This window comes from Kosakonia sp. AG348, from assembly GCF_003337365.1.
GTDB lineage: Bacteria > Pseudomonadota > Gammaproteobacteria > Enterobacterales > Enterobacteriaceae > Kosakonia.
Window position 1 is genome coordinate 596,302 of sequence record NZ_QPJR01000004.1, and the last position, 13,840, is coordinate 610,141.

Genomic DNA, 13,840 nt, shown 5'->3' on the forward strand with positions numbered 1-13,840 from the left:
TGGCTGGCGTTAAGTATAAAAAAACACTGCTTCGGCAGTGTTTTTTTATGTCTGCATTATGCTATACAAATCTTTTCAGGTTATAGTCCGACGCTATCACCACGCCGCCCCGAGCACCTACAATGGGCCCAACGCCATGTTCACCCGCCATTTTTCAGTTAATCGAAAAATTTTGCTGACCAGCCTGCTTATCGGTCTGTTCTCAGCATTAATCGCGAGTGGCTGTCAGTTTTGGTTCGAACAACAACGGCGGGAAGCCAGATACGATATGCTGCTTACGAATATGCAGTCCTGGCTTTCGGACTATCTCAACGATATCCGCGCCACGGCCGAATCGCTCCAGCCGCTCACACTGAATGATTGCCACGCCGTCGCTGGCGAACTCACTTCCCGCGCCGCATTCAGCATGAACGTGCGTGCTTTTTTACTGGTAAAAGATCGCTACGCCTTTTGCTCCTCGGCCACCGGCGAGATGAGTCTTGCGATGAAAGATCTGGTTCCGGAAATCGATCTCGATAAAACCAGCGATATGGTGTTTTTACCCGGAACACCGATGATGCCGGATAAACCCGCCATTGCACTCTGGTTTCGCAGCCCATTACTGGATCATCGGGGCATATTCGCTACGCTGAACATCAATCTGACTCCCTACCGGCTTTACACCTCGCAGCAACCGGATTTAACCGGCATCGCTCTTGGTATTGGCGATCGGGCTGTCTCCACGTTTTCCAGCGGGCTTATTAACCTGAGCAATATGCCAGAGTCCCCTTTTCTGACTACCCAAATTGAAGGTTCGCCAATCACGCTTTATCTCTACGCAGAAAAGTGGCGTCCGGAAGATATACAATTCGCCGCACTGCTGGGAGCAACCTTCGGCATGCTGGCAGCATTGCTGAGCGCTTTCATCCTTAATACGCAATTGCGCCCCGGCAGAGAAATCCTCACGGCCATTAAGCGCGACCAGTTTTATGTCGTTTATCAGCCCGTTATCGGCGCGAAAGATCTGAAAGTGACGGGTATCGAAGTGCTGATGCGCTGGCGGCATCCCACCGCAGGAGAAATATCGCCTGACGCTTTTATTCACTTTGCCGAAGCGCAGCAGCTTATTGTGCCGCTGACATTGCATCTGTTTGACCTGATAGCTCGTGATGCGCCAGTGTTACAAACGCTGCTTCCGCCGGGCGCAAAAATGGGCGTTAATATCGCGCCAGGCCATTTGCACGCCGCCAATTTCCTTGACGATATCCGCAACTTCGCCCACTCCCTGCCCCCACACCATTTCAGTATCGTGCTGGAAATTACCGAGCGGGATATGCTGCGCTATACGGAAGTGACCAAACTGTTTGATTCGCTGCGCGACGAAGGTTATGAAATCGCTATTGACGATTTCGGTACCGGGCACAGCGCACTGATTTATCTGGAACGCTTTACGCTTGATTATCTGAAAATCGACCGTGGTTTCGTTAACGCCATCGGCACAGAAACCGTGACATCGCCGGTGCTCGACGCCGTCCTTACGCTGGCGAAGCGGTTAAATATGCTTACGGTTGCCGAAGGTGTCGAAACGCCAGAACAAGCCAGGTGGCTACGCGAACATGGCATTCATTACATGCAGGGCTATCTCTTCAGCCGCCCACTGACGCTGGAGCAATTTGTCGCGTGGCATCCGCCAGAGTTCACCACCATGCTTTAGCGTGAATAATTTCACATCAGACCAGGCCTCCCTTATTATTCAACGATAAGTAGTTAGCGAGCCTGTCGCGTTGCAGGTCAAAGGAACACACCGGATGAAGTTTGTGCGCATTTCAGCTTTATTGCTGGCTTTTGTCGGCCTGACATGTCAGGCGCAAACCATAAAAGAGAGCTACTCATTTGCCGTTATTGGCGAACCCAAATACGCGATTAATTTTTCCCATTTTGATTACGTCAATCCCGCCGCGCCTAAAGGCGGTAACGTCACGCTGTCCGTCATTGGCACGTTTGATAACTTCAACCGCTACGCATTACGCGGGAACCCAGCGGTGCGCACTGAAGCGCTCTACGACGCCCTGTTTACCACCTCGGACGATGAGCCCGGGAGCTATTACCCGCTGGTCGCGGAAATGGCGCGCTACGCCGATGATTATTCGTGGATGGAGATCAGTATCAATCCGCGGGCGATATTTCATGACGGTTCACCGATCCGCGCCAGCGACGTCGCCTTTACCTTTCAGAAATTTATGACCGAAGGTGTGCCGCAGTTCCGCCTGGTCTACAAAGGCACGACCGTCAAAGCTATCTCGCCGCTTACCGTGCGTATTGTGCTGGCCAAACCGGGTAAAGAGGACATGCTCAGCCTGTTAACGCTGCCCGTTATGCCGGAGAAATTCTGGAAAGATCATAAGCTGAGCGATCCGCTCGCCCGCCCGCCGCTGGGCAGCGGCCCCTATCGCATCAGCACCTGGCGCATGGGGCAATACATTGCCTATACCCGCGTTCGCGATTACTGGGCGGCAAATTTACCGGTAAATCGGGGGCGCTGGAATTTCGACAACATTCGTTATGACTACTACCTCGATGACAATGTGGCATTCGAGGCGTTCAAAGCAGGCGCTTACGACCTGCGAAGCGAAGGCGATGCGAAAAACTGGGCGACGCGCTATATCGGCAGCAATTTCAGCCGGGGGTATATCGTTAAAGATGAGCAACCAAATACCTCCGCGCAGGATACGCGCTGGCTGGCATTTAACACCACGCGTCCGGTATTTAGCGATCGCCGCGTGCGCGAAGCGGTGTCGCTGGCCTTTGATTTTGAATGGATGAACAAAGCGCTGTTCTACGGGGCATACAGCCGCGCCAACAGCTATTTTCAGAACACCGAATATGCTGCGCGTAATTATCCTGACGCCGAGGAACTGACGCTTCTGGCGCCGCTAAAAGCACAGGTGCCGCCGGAAGTGTTTACCTCCATTTATTCGCCCGCGAAATCAAACGCGGACGGCTATGACCGCGAAAACCTGCTGAAAGCCGATAAATTGCTCACTGAATCCGGCTGGATACTGAAAAATCAGCAGCGCGTTAATGCCAAAACCGGCCAGCCTTTAACTTTTGAACTGCTGCTGCCCTCCGGCGGCAATACGCAGTGGGTTTTGCCGTTTCAGCACAATCTCGCGCGGCTTGGCATCAATATGGATGTGCGCCAGGTCGATAACTCGCAGGCCACCAATCGTCTGCGCCGCCGCGACTATGACATGATGCCGAGTCTGTGGCGCGCGCAGCCGTGGCCGAGCGGCGACTTGCAAATCTCCTGGAGCTCGCAATACATTGACTCTTCGTATAATGCTGCCGGCGTCAAAAACCCGGCGGTCGATAACCTGATCGAGCAAATCAACCGCTGGCAGGGAAACAAAGAGAAGTTACTTCCGCTTGGACGCGCGCTGGATCGCGTGCTGATCTGGAACTATTACATGCTGCCAATGTGGTACATGGCAGCCGATCGCGTCGCCTATTGGGATAAGTTTTCCATGCCCGGCATTCGCCCCGTCTACTCCCTTGGGTTTGACACCTGGTGGTATGACGTAAACAAGGCGGCGAAACTGCCCGCTGCCAGACGTTAAGGAGAAGAGATGGGCGCGTATCTCATTCGCCGGTTATTGCTGATCATCCCTACGATTTGGGCAATTATCACCATCAACTTTTTTATCGTGCAGATTGCCCCCGGCGGCCCGGTCGATCAGGCTATTGCGGCTATTGAGTATGGCGACCAAAGCAACCTCCCCGGTAGCGGCGGTGGCGGAATGGGTGCCACACATGCACGCACAGGCGTCGGCGATGCGTTGAGCAATAACAGCCACTATCGCGGTGGTCGCGGCCTTGATCCGCAAGTCATTGAAGAGATCAAAAAGCGCTACGGTTTTGATAAGCCGATGTACCAGCGCTATTTCAAAATGCTGTGGGATTATGCGCGTTTCGACTTTGGCGACAGCCTGTTTCGCAGCGCGTCGGTGTTGCAACTGATTAAAGACAGCCTGCCGGTTTCGGTGACCATTGGCCTGTGGGGCACGCTAATTATCTATCTGGTGTCGATTCCCCTTGGCATTCGCAAAGCGGTCTATAACGGTAGCCGCTTTGATAGCTGGAGCAGTGCGCTGATTATTGTCGGCTACGCGATTCCACCGTTTCTGTTTGCCATCTTGTTGATTATTTTCTTCGCGGGCGGCAGCTATTACGACTTCTTCCCGCTGCGCGGGCTGGTGTCGACCAATTTCGACACGTTGCCGTGGTATAAGCAAATCACCGACTACTTGTGGCACATCGCGCTACCGGTGCTGGCAACAGTGATTGGTGGTTTCGCCGCGCTGACCATGCTGACCAAAAACTCCTTCCTTGATGAGATCCGTAAGCAGTATGTGGTAACCGCGCGCGCCAAGGGTGTCAGTGAGCGCAATATTATGCGCAAACATGTGTTTCGTAACGCCATGCTGCTGGTTATTGCCGGTTTTCCGGCGACATTTATCAGCATGTTTTTTACCAGTTCGTTGCTGATTGAGGTGATTTTTTCCCTGAACGGGCTGGGGTTGTTGGGTTATGAAGCCACCGTCTCACGGGATTACCCGGTAATGTTTGGCACACTCTATATTTTCTCTTTGATCGGCCTGCTGCTGAATATCCTCAGTGATATCACCTATACGCTGGTGGATCCGCGCATCGATTTCGAGGGGCGCTGATGGTTCAATTAAGCTACATCAATCGGGCGCGCTGGGCGCGTTTTCGCCATAACCGCCGCGGCTACTGGTCGCTGTGGATTTTCCTGGTGATTTTTATTCTGAGTCTGTGCGCCGAACTGGTGGCTAACGATAAGCCTCTGCTGGTGCGCTATCAGGGACAGTGGTTCGCGCCCGTGGTGAGAGATTACAGCGAAAGCGATTTTGGCGGCCCCCTGGCAACGCCTGCTGATTATCAGGATCCGTGGCTGCAAAAGCAGCTTGAAGAGCACGGCTGGGTGCTGTGGGCACCGGTGCGTTTCGGGGCGCGCAGCATCAACTACGCCACCACGCAGCCCTTCCCTTCCCCGCCTTCGGCGCAAAACTGGCTCGGTACCGATGCGAACGGCGGAGATGTGCTGGCGCGACTCCTTTACGGCACGCGCATCTCGCTACTGTTCGGTTTAATGCTGACTCTCTTTTCCAGCGTTATCGGTATTCTGGCCGGTGCGGTACAGGGTTATTACGGCGGTAAAATCGATCTACTCGGACAGCGCTTTATTGAAGTCTGGTCGGGGTTGCCAACACTGTTTTTAATCATCTTACTTTCGAGTGTGATCCAACCTGGCTTCTGGTGGCTTCTCGGCATCACGGTGGGGTTCGGCTGGATGACGCTGGTGAGCGTCGTGCGGGCCGAATTTCTGCGTACGCGTAATTTCGACTATATCCGCGCCGCGCAGGCCATGGGTGTGGGCGATCGCGGCATTATCCTGCGTCATATGCTGCCCAATGCAATGGTTGCCACCCTGACCTTTCTGCCGTTTATCCTTTGCGGCTCGATCGGCACGCTCACCTCGCTCGATTTCCTCGGCTTTGGTCTGCCGCTCGGTTCACCGTCGCTCGGCGAATTGCTATTGCAGGGCAAAAATAATTTACAGGCACCGTGGCTGGGTATCGCCGCGTTTGTTTCTACCGCGCTGCTGCTTTCGCTGCTGATTTTTATTGGCGAAGCCGTGCGCGACGCGTTTGACCCCAATAAGGCGGTGTAAAATGGCGACTCCCCTGCTCTCTGTCGATGCGCTGAGTATTGCCTTTCGCCAGCGTGATACGCTGCATACTGTCGTTAATGACCTCTCCTTGCGGATTGAGGCGGGCGAAACGCTGGCGCTGGTGGGCGAATCCGGTTCCGGTAAAAGCGTTAGCGCGTTATCGATCCTGCGCCTGCTTCCCTCACCGCCGGTGGTTTACCCTTCCGGCGATATCCTGTTTCATGGCGACTCGTTGTTGCATGCCAGCGAAAGAACCCTGCGCGGCGTGCGCGGCAATAAAATCGCCATGATTTTCCAGGAGCCGATGGTCTCCCTGAACCCGCTGCATACGCTGGAAAAACAGCTCTATGAAGTGCTCTCGTTGCATCGTGGTATGCGGCGTGAAGCGGCGCGGGCAGAAATGCTTGATTGCCTGGATCGCGTGGGCATCCGCAACGCCCGCGCACGTTTGACCGATTTCCCGCATCAGCTTTCCGGCGGTGAGCGCCAGCGCGTGATGATCGCAATGGCGTTGCTCACGCGTCCCGAACTGCTGATTGCCGATGAGCCGACGACCGCACTTGATGTCTCCGTGCAGGCGCAAATCCTGACTTTATTGCGCGAGCTGCGCGATGAGCTGAACATGGGGCTGCTGTTTATCACCCACGATTTAAGCATTGTGCGTAAGCTGGCGGACAATGTGGCGGTGATGCAAAACGGCCGCTGTGTCGAGCAAAACAGTGCACAGACCTTGTTCAGCGCACCGGCGCATCCTTATACGCAAAAGCTGCTCAATAGCGAGCCCAGCGGCGAGCCCGTCGCCCTTCATCCCGATGCACAGCCCTTGTTACGGGTTGAAAATCTCGCCGTTAGCTTCCCAGTCCGCAAAGGGATTTTTAAGCGCGTGGTGGATAACAACACGGTGGTGAAGAACATTAGCTTTACGTTGCGCCCCGGTGAAACGCTCGGTCTGGTGGGGGAATCCGGTTCGGGGAAAAGTACCACCGGCTTAGCGTTGCTGCGTCTGGTGGCCTCGCGCGGGACGATCCTGTTTGATAATAAACCGCTGCATCAATGGAACCGCAAGCAGATGCTGCCGGTACGCCACCGTATTCAGGTGGTCTTTCAGGATCCGAACTCGGCCCTGAATCCCAGGCTGAATGTGCAGCAAATTATCGAAGAGGGGCTGCGGGTGCATCACCCGGAGCTCTCACGTGAACAGCGCGAACAACGTGTGATCGAGGTGATGCGTGAAGTCGGGCTGGATGCCGAAACGCGGCACCGCTTCCCGGGTGAGTTTTCCGGCGGCCAGCGCCAGCGTATCGCTATCGCCCGTGCGCTAATCCTCAAGCCTGAGCTGATTATTCTCGATGAGCCGACATCGTCGCTGGATCGCACGGTGCAGGCGCAAATCCTCGCACTGCTGAAATCCTTACAGGAAACCTACCGGCTGGCGTACATCTTCATCAGCCACGACCTGCAGGTTGTGCGCACCTTGTGCCATCAAGTGATTGTGCTGAAAGAGGGTGAAGTGGTGGAACAAGGAGAGTGCCGACGTGTGTTTGATGCGCCTGCACAGGCGTATACACGCCAGCTTCTGGCATTAAGCTAAATCAGAAAGGGTTTTGTCCTGAGAAGGGCTCCGCGATGGCAACACCGAAATTTTTCAGGCGGCACGTCGCGGCGAACTCATCCTCGCAGTTGACGAACAGGCACGGTTCCCCTTCGCACTCAAGCACGGAGCAATTCACTTCGATATCGCTCAGCGCCTGGCTGAGCTTGTGCATGACGGGCCATGCGTTGTCGCCATCCGGACTCAACAGTTTTAAGGCGACAAGCGTGTCGTCCGCTGCCTGACCATTTTGCGGAATCGGTTCAACTTTGGCACCTGCAAAACCATCTAACCAGCGATAGGACTGGGGCAGACGGTGGATGATGGAGAGCTGTAATGTATTCACGTTCTTTCCCCGGAAGTACTTTTACTTCACAAATATTTCACACTTATATTAACACACTATTGACAATTCATCATGTCGACCACACAGAAATGAACGCATCCCGCGTGGCGTGTGGGGTAGTCACTCATTTATCAGGATTTTATGGGTAAGCGACAGGCCCGGTTTCGGGGTATATGTACCCGTTTCTGCGATCTAACTCAACCTTTTTCACTACAATGATGTGACTTTTTACACGAAGAGATTTTACATAAAATAAACAAATGCGTGTAAAGGTAAGTTGTTTCTGGTTGACATGTATCAAAAAAGGGAGCGTTTTTGCTCCCTGTTCAGGCGGGTTATGCCGATTTTTTCGCCCGGCTGGCGTAGAGATAGAAGAGAATCGAGCAGGTAGCGCAGAAGGTAATTGACCAAATCATCGGCCAGGCAGTGTTAAATGTCGCCATCGACAGCAGCGCCCCCACAATGGCGCCAATGCCAAAACGGAACGTCCCCGCCAGTGATGATGCCGTGCCCGCCATGTGCGGAAACTCATCCAGGATCACCGCCATCGCGTTTGAAGCCACTAGCGCAACGCAGCCGACAAACGCCGCAACGCCCAGCACCAGCGACCAAAAACCGACATCCAGCAGCGCCGTCACCACCATCCACAACGCCATGGCAAATTGCACCCACAGCCCGCTGCGGAACATATTTAAGGCACCAACACGGCGAACGATGCGACCGTTAATCATCGTCGTCACAAACAGGAACACAATGTTCAGCGCAAAGTAGTAACCAAAGTCCTGCGGTGAGATATGGTTAATTTCAATATAGACAAACGGCCCGGCGCTGAGAAAAGAGAACATACCGGCAAAGCTGAAACCGCTCGCCAGCATATAGCTCAGTACGCGTTTATGGCGAAACAGCGACGCGAAGTTGCCAAGCGTGGTGCGGAAATGGAATTTTTGCCGTTTTTCAACCGGAAGCGTTTCGCGGATAAAAAAGACAATCATTGCCGAGACCAGCAATGCGGCAATCGCCAGGATCCAGAAAATGGCGTGCCAGTTGAACCAGACCAATACCGCGCCGCCAATCATCGGGGCCAGCAGTGGCGCAATGGTGGTCACCAGCATGACAAACGACATCATGCGGGAGAACTCTTCGCGTGGGTAAATATCGCGCATCAGCGCGTTAATCACCACGCTTGCCGCTGCCGCCGCAAGGCCATGAAAAAAGCGCATGGTAATCAACTGCTCAATGCTCTGCGCCAGTGCACAGGCAACGGCAGCGGCGGCAAAAACCAGCGTGCCGCCGAGAATAACCGGCTTACGCCCGATGCTGTCGGCCATCGGCCCGTATAACAACTGACCGACCGCAAAGCCCAGAATATAGGTACTCAGCGTCATCTGTGCGCTGCCCGCCGGAACGCCAAACTGTTCGGCAATCACTGGCAGCGCAGGCAGATACATATCGATGGATAACGGCATCAGCATGGCCAACAGACCAAGGATAAACACAATGCTCAATGATGAGTGTGGCCTGCGGGTCACGTAAATCTCCTGAATTAGCGGGGTGGCATGCCAACGCTGGCAATTTCATCTTCGGTTAATGGCCGGTATTCGCCCGGTTCGAGATCCGCATCAAGCGCAATCGCACCAATGCGTTCACGGTGCAGGCCCACAACATGGTTGCCAACGGCAGCGAACATCCGTTTTACCTGATGGTAACGCCCCTCGCTGATAGTCAGACGCACTTGTGTCGGCGTGATAACTTCCAGCACCGCTGGTTTGGTGAGATCTTTTTCATTATGCAACTGTACGCCACGGGCAAACTGCTCAGCGGTGTCATCTGCGACCGGCGATTCAAGCGTCACCAGATAGGTTTTTTCGCAGTGATGGCGCGGCGAAGTAATGCGGTGCGACCATTGACCATCGTCGGTCATCAATACCAGACCGGTGGTATCAATATCCAGGCGCCCTGCCGCATGCAGCTTATGCGCCACCGGCTCATCGAGGAAATAGAGAACCGTCGGGTGATCCGGATCGTCCGTCGAGCAGACGTAACCTTCTGGCTTGTGCAGCATAAAGTAGCGCGGGCCATTTTGCTGAACGAGGGAATTGCCGTCGTATTCAACCTCGTGTGCGGGTTGCAGTTTAAAGGCGGTATCTCTGACGATCTCACCATTGACCGTAACGCGCTGGCCGCGGATTTCACGCCCGGCGATAGCGCGGCTGACGCCGAGTTGCTGAGCGATAAACTTATCAAGTCGCATGAAATTTTTTTGCCTGTATGGTGCTGGGTGCGGGCAATACGCCCGAAAACAGAAATGAGTACCCAAACAGTATAACGAGCATCACAGACCGCTCAAAGGAAAGATTCGTGGCATACTGTGCAGTGTGAATGTGTAACCCCTGCGAGATAATGACTTTTACCTTACGCCCCTATCAACGCGAAGCCGTGGACGCCACCCTCGCCCACTTCCGTCAACATGCCGAACCTGCGGTCATTGTGCTGCCCACCGGTGCAGGAAAGAGCCTGGTTATCGCCGAACTGGCGCGGCTGGCGCGCGGGCGTGTATTGGTGCTGGCGCACGTTAAAGAGCTGGTAGCGCAAAACCACGCGAAATATGTCGCGCTTGGGCTGGAGGCCGATATTTTCGCCGCCGGGCTTAAAAGCAAACAGAGCCACGGCAAAGTGGTGTTTGGCAGCGTTCAGTCCGTTGCGCGTAATCTGGCGCAGTTTCAGGGCGAATTTTCCCTGCTGGTGGTCGATGAGTGCCACCGCATCGGCGACGACGATGACAGCCAGTATCAGCAAATCCTCAGCCATTTGCGCGAAGTGAACCCTCACCTGCGTTTGTTGGGCCTGACGGCGACACCTTTTCGCCTCGGTAAAGGCTGGATTTACCGCTTTCATTATCACGGCATGGTGCGCGGTGATGAAAAAGCGCTGTTTCGCGACTGCATTTATGAACTGCCGCTGCGCTACATGATTAAGCACGGCTACCTGACACCGCCGGAACGGCTGGATATGCCGGTAGTGCAGTACGATTTCAGCCGTTTGCAGACGCAAAGTAATGGCCTTTTTAGCGAAGCGGATTTGAACCGCGAACTGAAAAAACAGCAGCGTATTACGCCGCACATTGTTAGCCAGATTGTCGAATTTGCACAGACGCGCAAAGGGGTGATGATTTTTGCCGCTACGGTCGAACACGCGCGCGAGATAACCGGCTTGTTACCTACCGATGATGCGGCGCTGATCACCGGTGACACCCCCGGTCCACAGCGTGACGCTTTAATCGAAGCCTTCAAAAATCAGCAATTTCGCTTTCTGGTAAACGTAGCGGTACTGACAACTGGTTTTGATGCGCCGCATGTGGATTTGATAGCCATTCTGCGCCCGACCGAATCCGTCAGCCTGTATCAGCAAATTGTTGGTCGCGGCCTGCGCCTTGCGCCAGGAAAAACCGACTGCCTGATCCTGGACTACGCGGGCAACCCGCACGATCTCTACGCTCCGGAAATCGGTGCGCCAAAAGGTAAAAGCGATAATGTGCCGGTGCAAGTGTTCTGCCCGGCGTGCGGTTTTGCCAATACCTTTTGGGGAAAAACCACCGCCGACGGCACGCTGATTGAACATTTTGGTCGCCGCTGCCAGGGCTGGCTGGAAGATGATGACGGCCACCGCGAGCAGTGCGATTTCCGTTTTCGCTTTAAAAACTGCCCGCAATGCAACGCAGAAAATGATATCGCCGCCCGGCGCTGTCGCACCTGCGATACAGTGCTGGTCGACCCGGACGATATGCTAAAAGCGGCGCTGAAACTGAAGGATGCGCTGGTGCTGCGCTGTAGTGGTATGACGTTGCAACAGGGCGCGGATGATAAAGGCGAATGGCTGAAAATCACCTATTACGATGAAGATGGTGCGGATGTCAGTGAGCGCTTCCGCCTGCAAACCGCCGCACAACGCACCGCCTTTGAACAACTCTTTATTCGCCCCCACACTCGCACGCCAGGCGTGCCACTGCGCTGGATTGTCGCGGCGGATATCGTGGCGCAGCAGGCGTTGTTACGCCACCCTGATTTCGTCGTCGCGCGGATGAAAGGCCAGTACTGGCAAGTGCGGGAAAAAGTGTTCGATTATGAAGGCCGTTTCCGGCGGGCACATGAATTACGGGGATAAACGCGCTTTTGATTGATGTATCGAACATTCAGGGATAGAATACCGCCCGCTTTTGCATCCGCAAAGCCGATCATCTGCCTGTTGCTGGGTCGCCTGTAACAGGATTATTTAAGAGAGATTCAAATGTTTACTATTAACGCAGAAGTACGTAAAGAGCAGGGTAAGGGTGCGAGCCGCCGCCTGCGCACAGCGAACAAGTTCCCGGCTATCGTTTACGGTGGAACTGAAGCGCCAATCGCTATCGAACTGGATCACGACAAACTGTGGAACATGCAGGCGAAAGCTGAGTTCTATAGCGAAGTTCTGACCATCGCTGTTGATGGCAAAGAAGTAAAAGTGAAAGTTCAGGCTGTACAACGTCACCCGTACAAAGCCAAACTGACTCACATCGACTTCGTTCGCGCTTAATCGCCGACAAGTTGAAGAAACCCCGCTCCGGCGGGGTTTTTTTATGCCTGCTCGCTATCGATAAGCGGCTGGCCCGCCCATACGCGAATAGTCCTCTTTCACTGTCAGCTCGCTTTTAAGCTGGTTGAGCAATGCTCGCGCGCAGTCATGTGAAATCGATACCCGGGTTAACGGCTCCCATGGGGCGCATGGCAGAAAACCTGCCCACACGGGCAGGTTCAGAGGATCACTTCCCGCCGGTCAAGCGGCGTTGCAGCTGGTCACGCAAATTCGGCGGCGTACCTTTAATGGTCAGCGTATCGGTCGCCGGATCCCAGAAAATACGCTCGCCGAGAAGTAACGCATCGAAATTGATGGTCAGGCCACCGCCGCTACCGGCATATTTAGTCAGCTGACGCAGCGTGCTGCGATCCGCCGGGAAGCTCTCTTCCAGCTCGTAGCCCTGACCTGCGGTGAACTCCTCGAAACTGACTTCACTAACGCCTGCCAGCTCTTTGGAGAGCGACGCCAGTTCAATCTCTTCGCCCGCCTGCAACTGCTCATTACAGTAGGTGTAAACCTGCTGGCGTACCGTCTGGCGTTCTGATTTATCCAGCTCCGCCTGAGCGGTAAAATCGTCCACCGCTTGCAACAACCCGCGGTTTTGCGCTTTGGCGTTCAGCCCTTCACTGGCGCCGAGGAAATCCATAAAGAAGTCGGCGACTTTTCGCCCTACCCGGCCCTTCAGGAATGTCAGATAGCGGGTCGACTCTGGATTGGTTTCCCACTCCGTGAGATCGATACGTGCAACGATATCCGCATGATTAATATCCAGATAGTGTGTAGAGCTGATATCCAGATGTTCATTAACGCGCATGCTGCTTAAGTTGTTCAGCACGGCGATCAGCAGATACTCCACCGCCAGGTATCGGTAGTGGCAGAAAAGCACAATACCGCCATCAGCGAACGGATATTTTGCCAGTTCATCACGTAAGCGCCCGGTTGCCGCACGGCTGAAGGCCAGAAATTCCTCTTCGCCCTGGCGCTGCAGACGCAGCGCTTGCGCCAGCTCGCTCTCATCGTTAAACAGGCCGTAAGCTTTATTTTTTGCACTGTAAACCCGGTGCAACTCAGCGACCATCTCTTCGACAGGCGCGGTTGGTTCCAGCAAAGAATCGCGCAGCACCAGTTCGAGGGTTTGCTCATCACGTTTGATAAGCTGGTGCAGGGCAATCTGGTTGATGTCCAGACTCATGATAAACTCTCCTTTTAGACCGGCGGTATTCAACCACCACCAACGCGACTGTGCAACTGCTGATAAAAAAGCAGAAAAAAAGCTGTTGCTACGGTAATATGTTGCCCTTTCATGAACAGACTGATTTCGATTTATGCCACAAATCTCCCGCTACAGTGATGAACACGTTGAAAAGCTTCTGAGTGAGCTGGCTAACGTACTGGAAAAACACAAAGCACCGACCGATCTCTCTCTGATGGTGTTGGGCAATATGGTGACGAACCTGATTAACACCAGCGTCGCCCCCGCACAGCGTCAGGCTATCGCGAAGTCTTTCGCGCAGGCGTTACAATCGTCCATCGGCGACGACCAGGCGCATTAAGGGAAATA

Annotated in this window: 12 protein-coding genes; 8 read left to right on the top strand and 4 right to left on the bottom strand. The window is 54.3% G+C overall.

Annotation, left to right across the window (positions count from 1 at the left end; all coding sequences use genetic code 11):
• The first annotated feature begins 136 nt into the window (after positions 1 to 136).
• The 5 genes from DFO56_RS13115 to yejF all read left to right on the top strand — a co-directional run bounded on the left by DFO56_RS13115 (position 137) and on the right by yejF (position 7,322).
• Positions 137 to 1,693, top strand: a complete 1,557-nt coding sequence (locus tag DFO56_RS13115; RefSeq protein ID WP_045514106.1) for a cyclic di-GMP phosphodiesterase — start codon at positions 137 to 139, stop codon at positions 1,691 to 1,693.
• Between the two features lie 94 nt (positions 1,694 to 1,787).
• Entirely contained in the window at positions 1,788 to 3,596 is a 1,809-nt protein-coding gene (locus DFO56_RS13120; RefSeq protein ID WP_045514103.1) for an extracellular solute-binding protein, read from the top strand.
• 9 nt (positions 3,597 to 3,605) lie between these two features.
• Positions 3,606 to 4,706 (top strand): microcin C ABC transporter permease YejB, encoded by a 1,101-nt coding sequence (locus DFO56_RS13125; RefSeq protein WP_017458542.1) that lies wholly within the window; start codon positions 3,606 to 3,608, stop codon positions 4,704 to 4,706.
• Complete coding sequence (locus DFO56_RS13130; RefSeq protein WP_045514100.1) at positions 4,706 to 5,731, top strand: microcin C ABC transporter permease; 1,026 nt, start codon at positions 4,706 to 4,708, stop codon at positions 5,729 to 5,731. Before DFO56_RS13125 ends, DFO56_RS13130 begins: the two co-directional genes overlap by 1 nt.
• Position 5,732: 1 nt before the next feature.
• The gene (yejF, locus tag DFO56_RS13135) at positions 5,733 to 7,322 is read left to right on the top strand and encodes a microcin C ABC transporter ATP-binding protein YejF (RefSeq protein ID WP_045514098.1); all 1,590 of its coding nucleotides are present in this window, start codon (positions 5,733 to 5,735) and stop codon (positions 7,320 to 7,322) included.
• A 1-nt stretch (position 7,323) separates the two neighbouring features.
• Here yejF and DFO56_RS13140 read toward each other — a convergent pair whose 3' ends face one another.
• The 3 genes from DFO56_RS13140 to rsuA all read right to left on the bottom strand — a co-directional run bounded on the left by DFO56_RS13140 (position 7,324) and on the right by rsuA (position 9,919).
• Positions 7,324 to 7,668 (bottom strand): YejG family protein, encoded by a 345-nt coding sequence (locus DFO56_RS13140; protein ID WP_020454413.1) that lies wholly within the window; start codon positions 7,666 to 7,668, stop codon positions 7,324 to 7,326.
• 335 nt (positions 7,669 to 8,003) lie between these two features.
• Positions 8,004 to 9,197 carry a Bcr/CflA family multidrug efflux MFS transporter gene (locus DFO56_RS13145; RefSeq protein ID WP_020454414.1) on the bottom strand — a complete coding sequence of 398 codons (1,194 nt, stop codon included), beginning with the start codon at positions 9,195 to 9,197 and terminating at the stop codon, positions 8,004 to 8,006.
• Between the two features lie 14 nt (positions 9,198 to 9,211).
• Complete coding sequence (gene rsuA / locus DFO56_RS13150) at positions 9,212 to 9,919, bottom strand: 16S rRNA pseudouridine(516) synthase RsuA (protein ID WP_045514096.1); 708 nt, start codon at positions 9,917 to 9,919, stop codon at positions 9,212 to 9,214.
• A gap of 149 nt (positions 9,920 to 10,068) precedes the next feature.
• Here rsuA and DFO56_RS13155 point away from each other — a divergent pair, with 149 nt between their 5' ends.
• Both DFO56_RS13155 and rplY read left to right on the top strand, forming a co-directional pair.
• Positions 10,069 to 11,829 carry a DEAD/DEAH box helicase gene (locus DFO56_RS13155; RefSeq protein ID WP_045514093.1) on the top strand — a complete coding sequence of 587 codons (1,761 nt, stop codon included), beginning with the start codon at positions 10,069 to 10,071 and terminating at the stop codon, positions 11,827 to 11,829.
• Between the two features lie 123 nt (positions 11,830 to 11,952).
• The gene (rplY, locus tag DFO56_RS13160) at positions 11,953 to 12,237 is read left to right on the top strand and encodes a 50S ribosomal protein L25 (protein WP_017458549.1); all 285 of its coding nucleotides are present in this window, start codon (positions 11,953 to 11,955) and stop codon (positions 12,235 to 12,237) included.
• Between the two features lie 226 nt (positions 12,238 to 12,463).
• Here the strand turns inward: rplY and yejK are convergent, their stop codons facing one another.
• Complete coding sequence (gene yejK, locus DFO56_RS13165; RefSeq protein ID WP_020454417.1) at positions 12,464 to 13,471, bottom strand: nucleoid-associated protein YejK; 1,008 nt, start codon at positions 13,469 to 13,471, stop codon at positions 12,464 to 12,466.
• Positions 13,472 to 13,604: 133 nt separating this feature from the next.
• Between yejK and DFO56_RS13170 the strand changes: the two genes are divergently transcribed.
• Positions 13,605 to 13,832 (top strand): YejL family protein, encoded by a 228-nt coding sequence (locus tag DFO56_RS13170; RefSeq protein WP_017458551.1) that lies wholly within the window; start codon positions 13,605 to 13,607, stop codon positions 13,830 to 13,832.
• The last annotated feature ends 8 nt before the right edge of the window (positions 13,833 to 13,840 follow it).

Bases quoted from the DNA above. Each gene is read 5' to 3' on its own strand.
- DFO56_RS13130 (WP_045514100.1), top strand. From the start codon at position 4,706: ATGGTTCAATTAAGCTACATCAATCGGGCGCGCTGGGCGCGTTTTCGC.
- rplY (WP_017458549.1), top strand. From the start codon at position 11,953: ATGTTTACTATTAACGCAGAAGTACGTAAAGAGCAGGGTAAGGGTGCG.
- DFO56_RS13125 (WP_017458542.1), top strand. From the start codon at position 3,606: ATGGGCGCGTATCTCATTCGCCGGTTATTGCTGATCATCCCTACGATT.
- rsuA (WP_045514096.1), bottom strand. From the start codon at position 9,919: ATGCGACTTGATAAGTTTATCGCTCAGCAACTCGGCGTCAGCCGCGCT.
- yejK (WP_020454417.1), bottom strand. From the start codon at position 13,471: ATGAGTCTGGACATCAACCAGATTGCCCTGCACCAGCTTATCAAACGT.
- DFO56_RS13155 (WP_045514093.1), top strand. From the start codon at position 10,069: ATGACTTTTACCTTACGCCCCTATCAACGCGAAGCCGTGGACGCCACC.
- DFO56_RS13120 (WP_045514103.1), top strand. From the start codon at position 1,788: ATGAAGTTTGTGCGCATTTCAGCTTTATTGCTGGCTTTTGTCGGCCTG.
- DFO56_RS13170 (WP_017458551.1), top strand. From the start codon at position 13,605: ATGCCACAAATCTCCCGCTACAGTGATGAACACGTTGAAAAGCTTCTG.
- yejF (WP_045514098.1), top strand. From the start codon at position 5,733: ATGGCGACTCCCCTGCTCTCTGTCGATGCGCTGAGTATTGCCTTTCGC.
- DFO56_RS13115 (WP_045514106.1), top strand. From the start codon at position 137: ATGTTCACCCGCCATTTTTCAGTTAATCGAAAAATTTTGCTGACCAGC.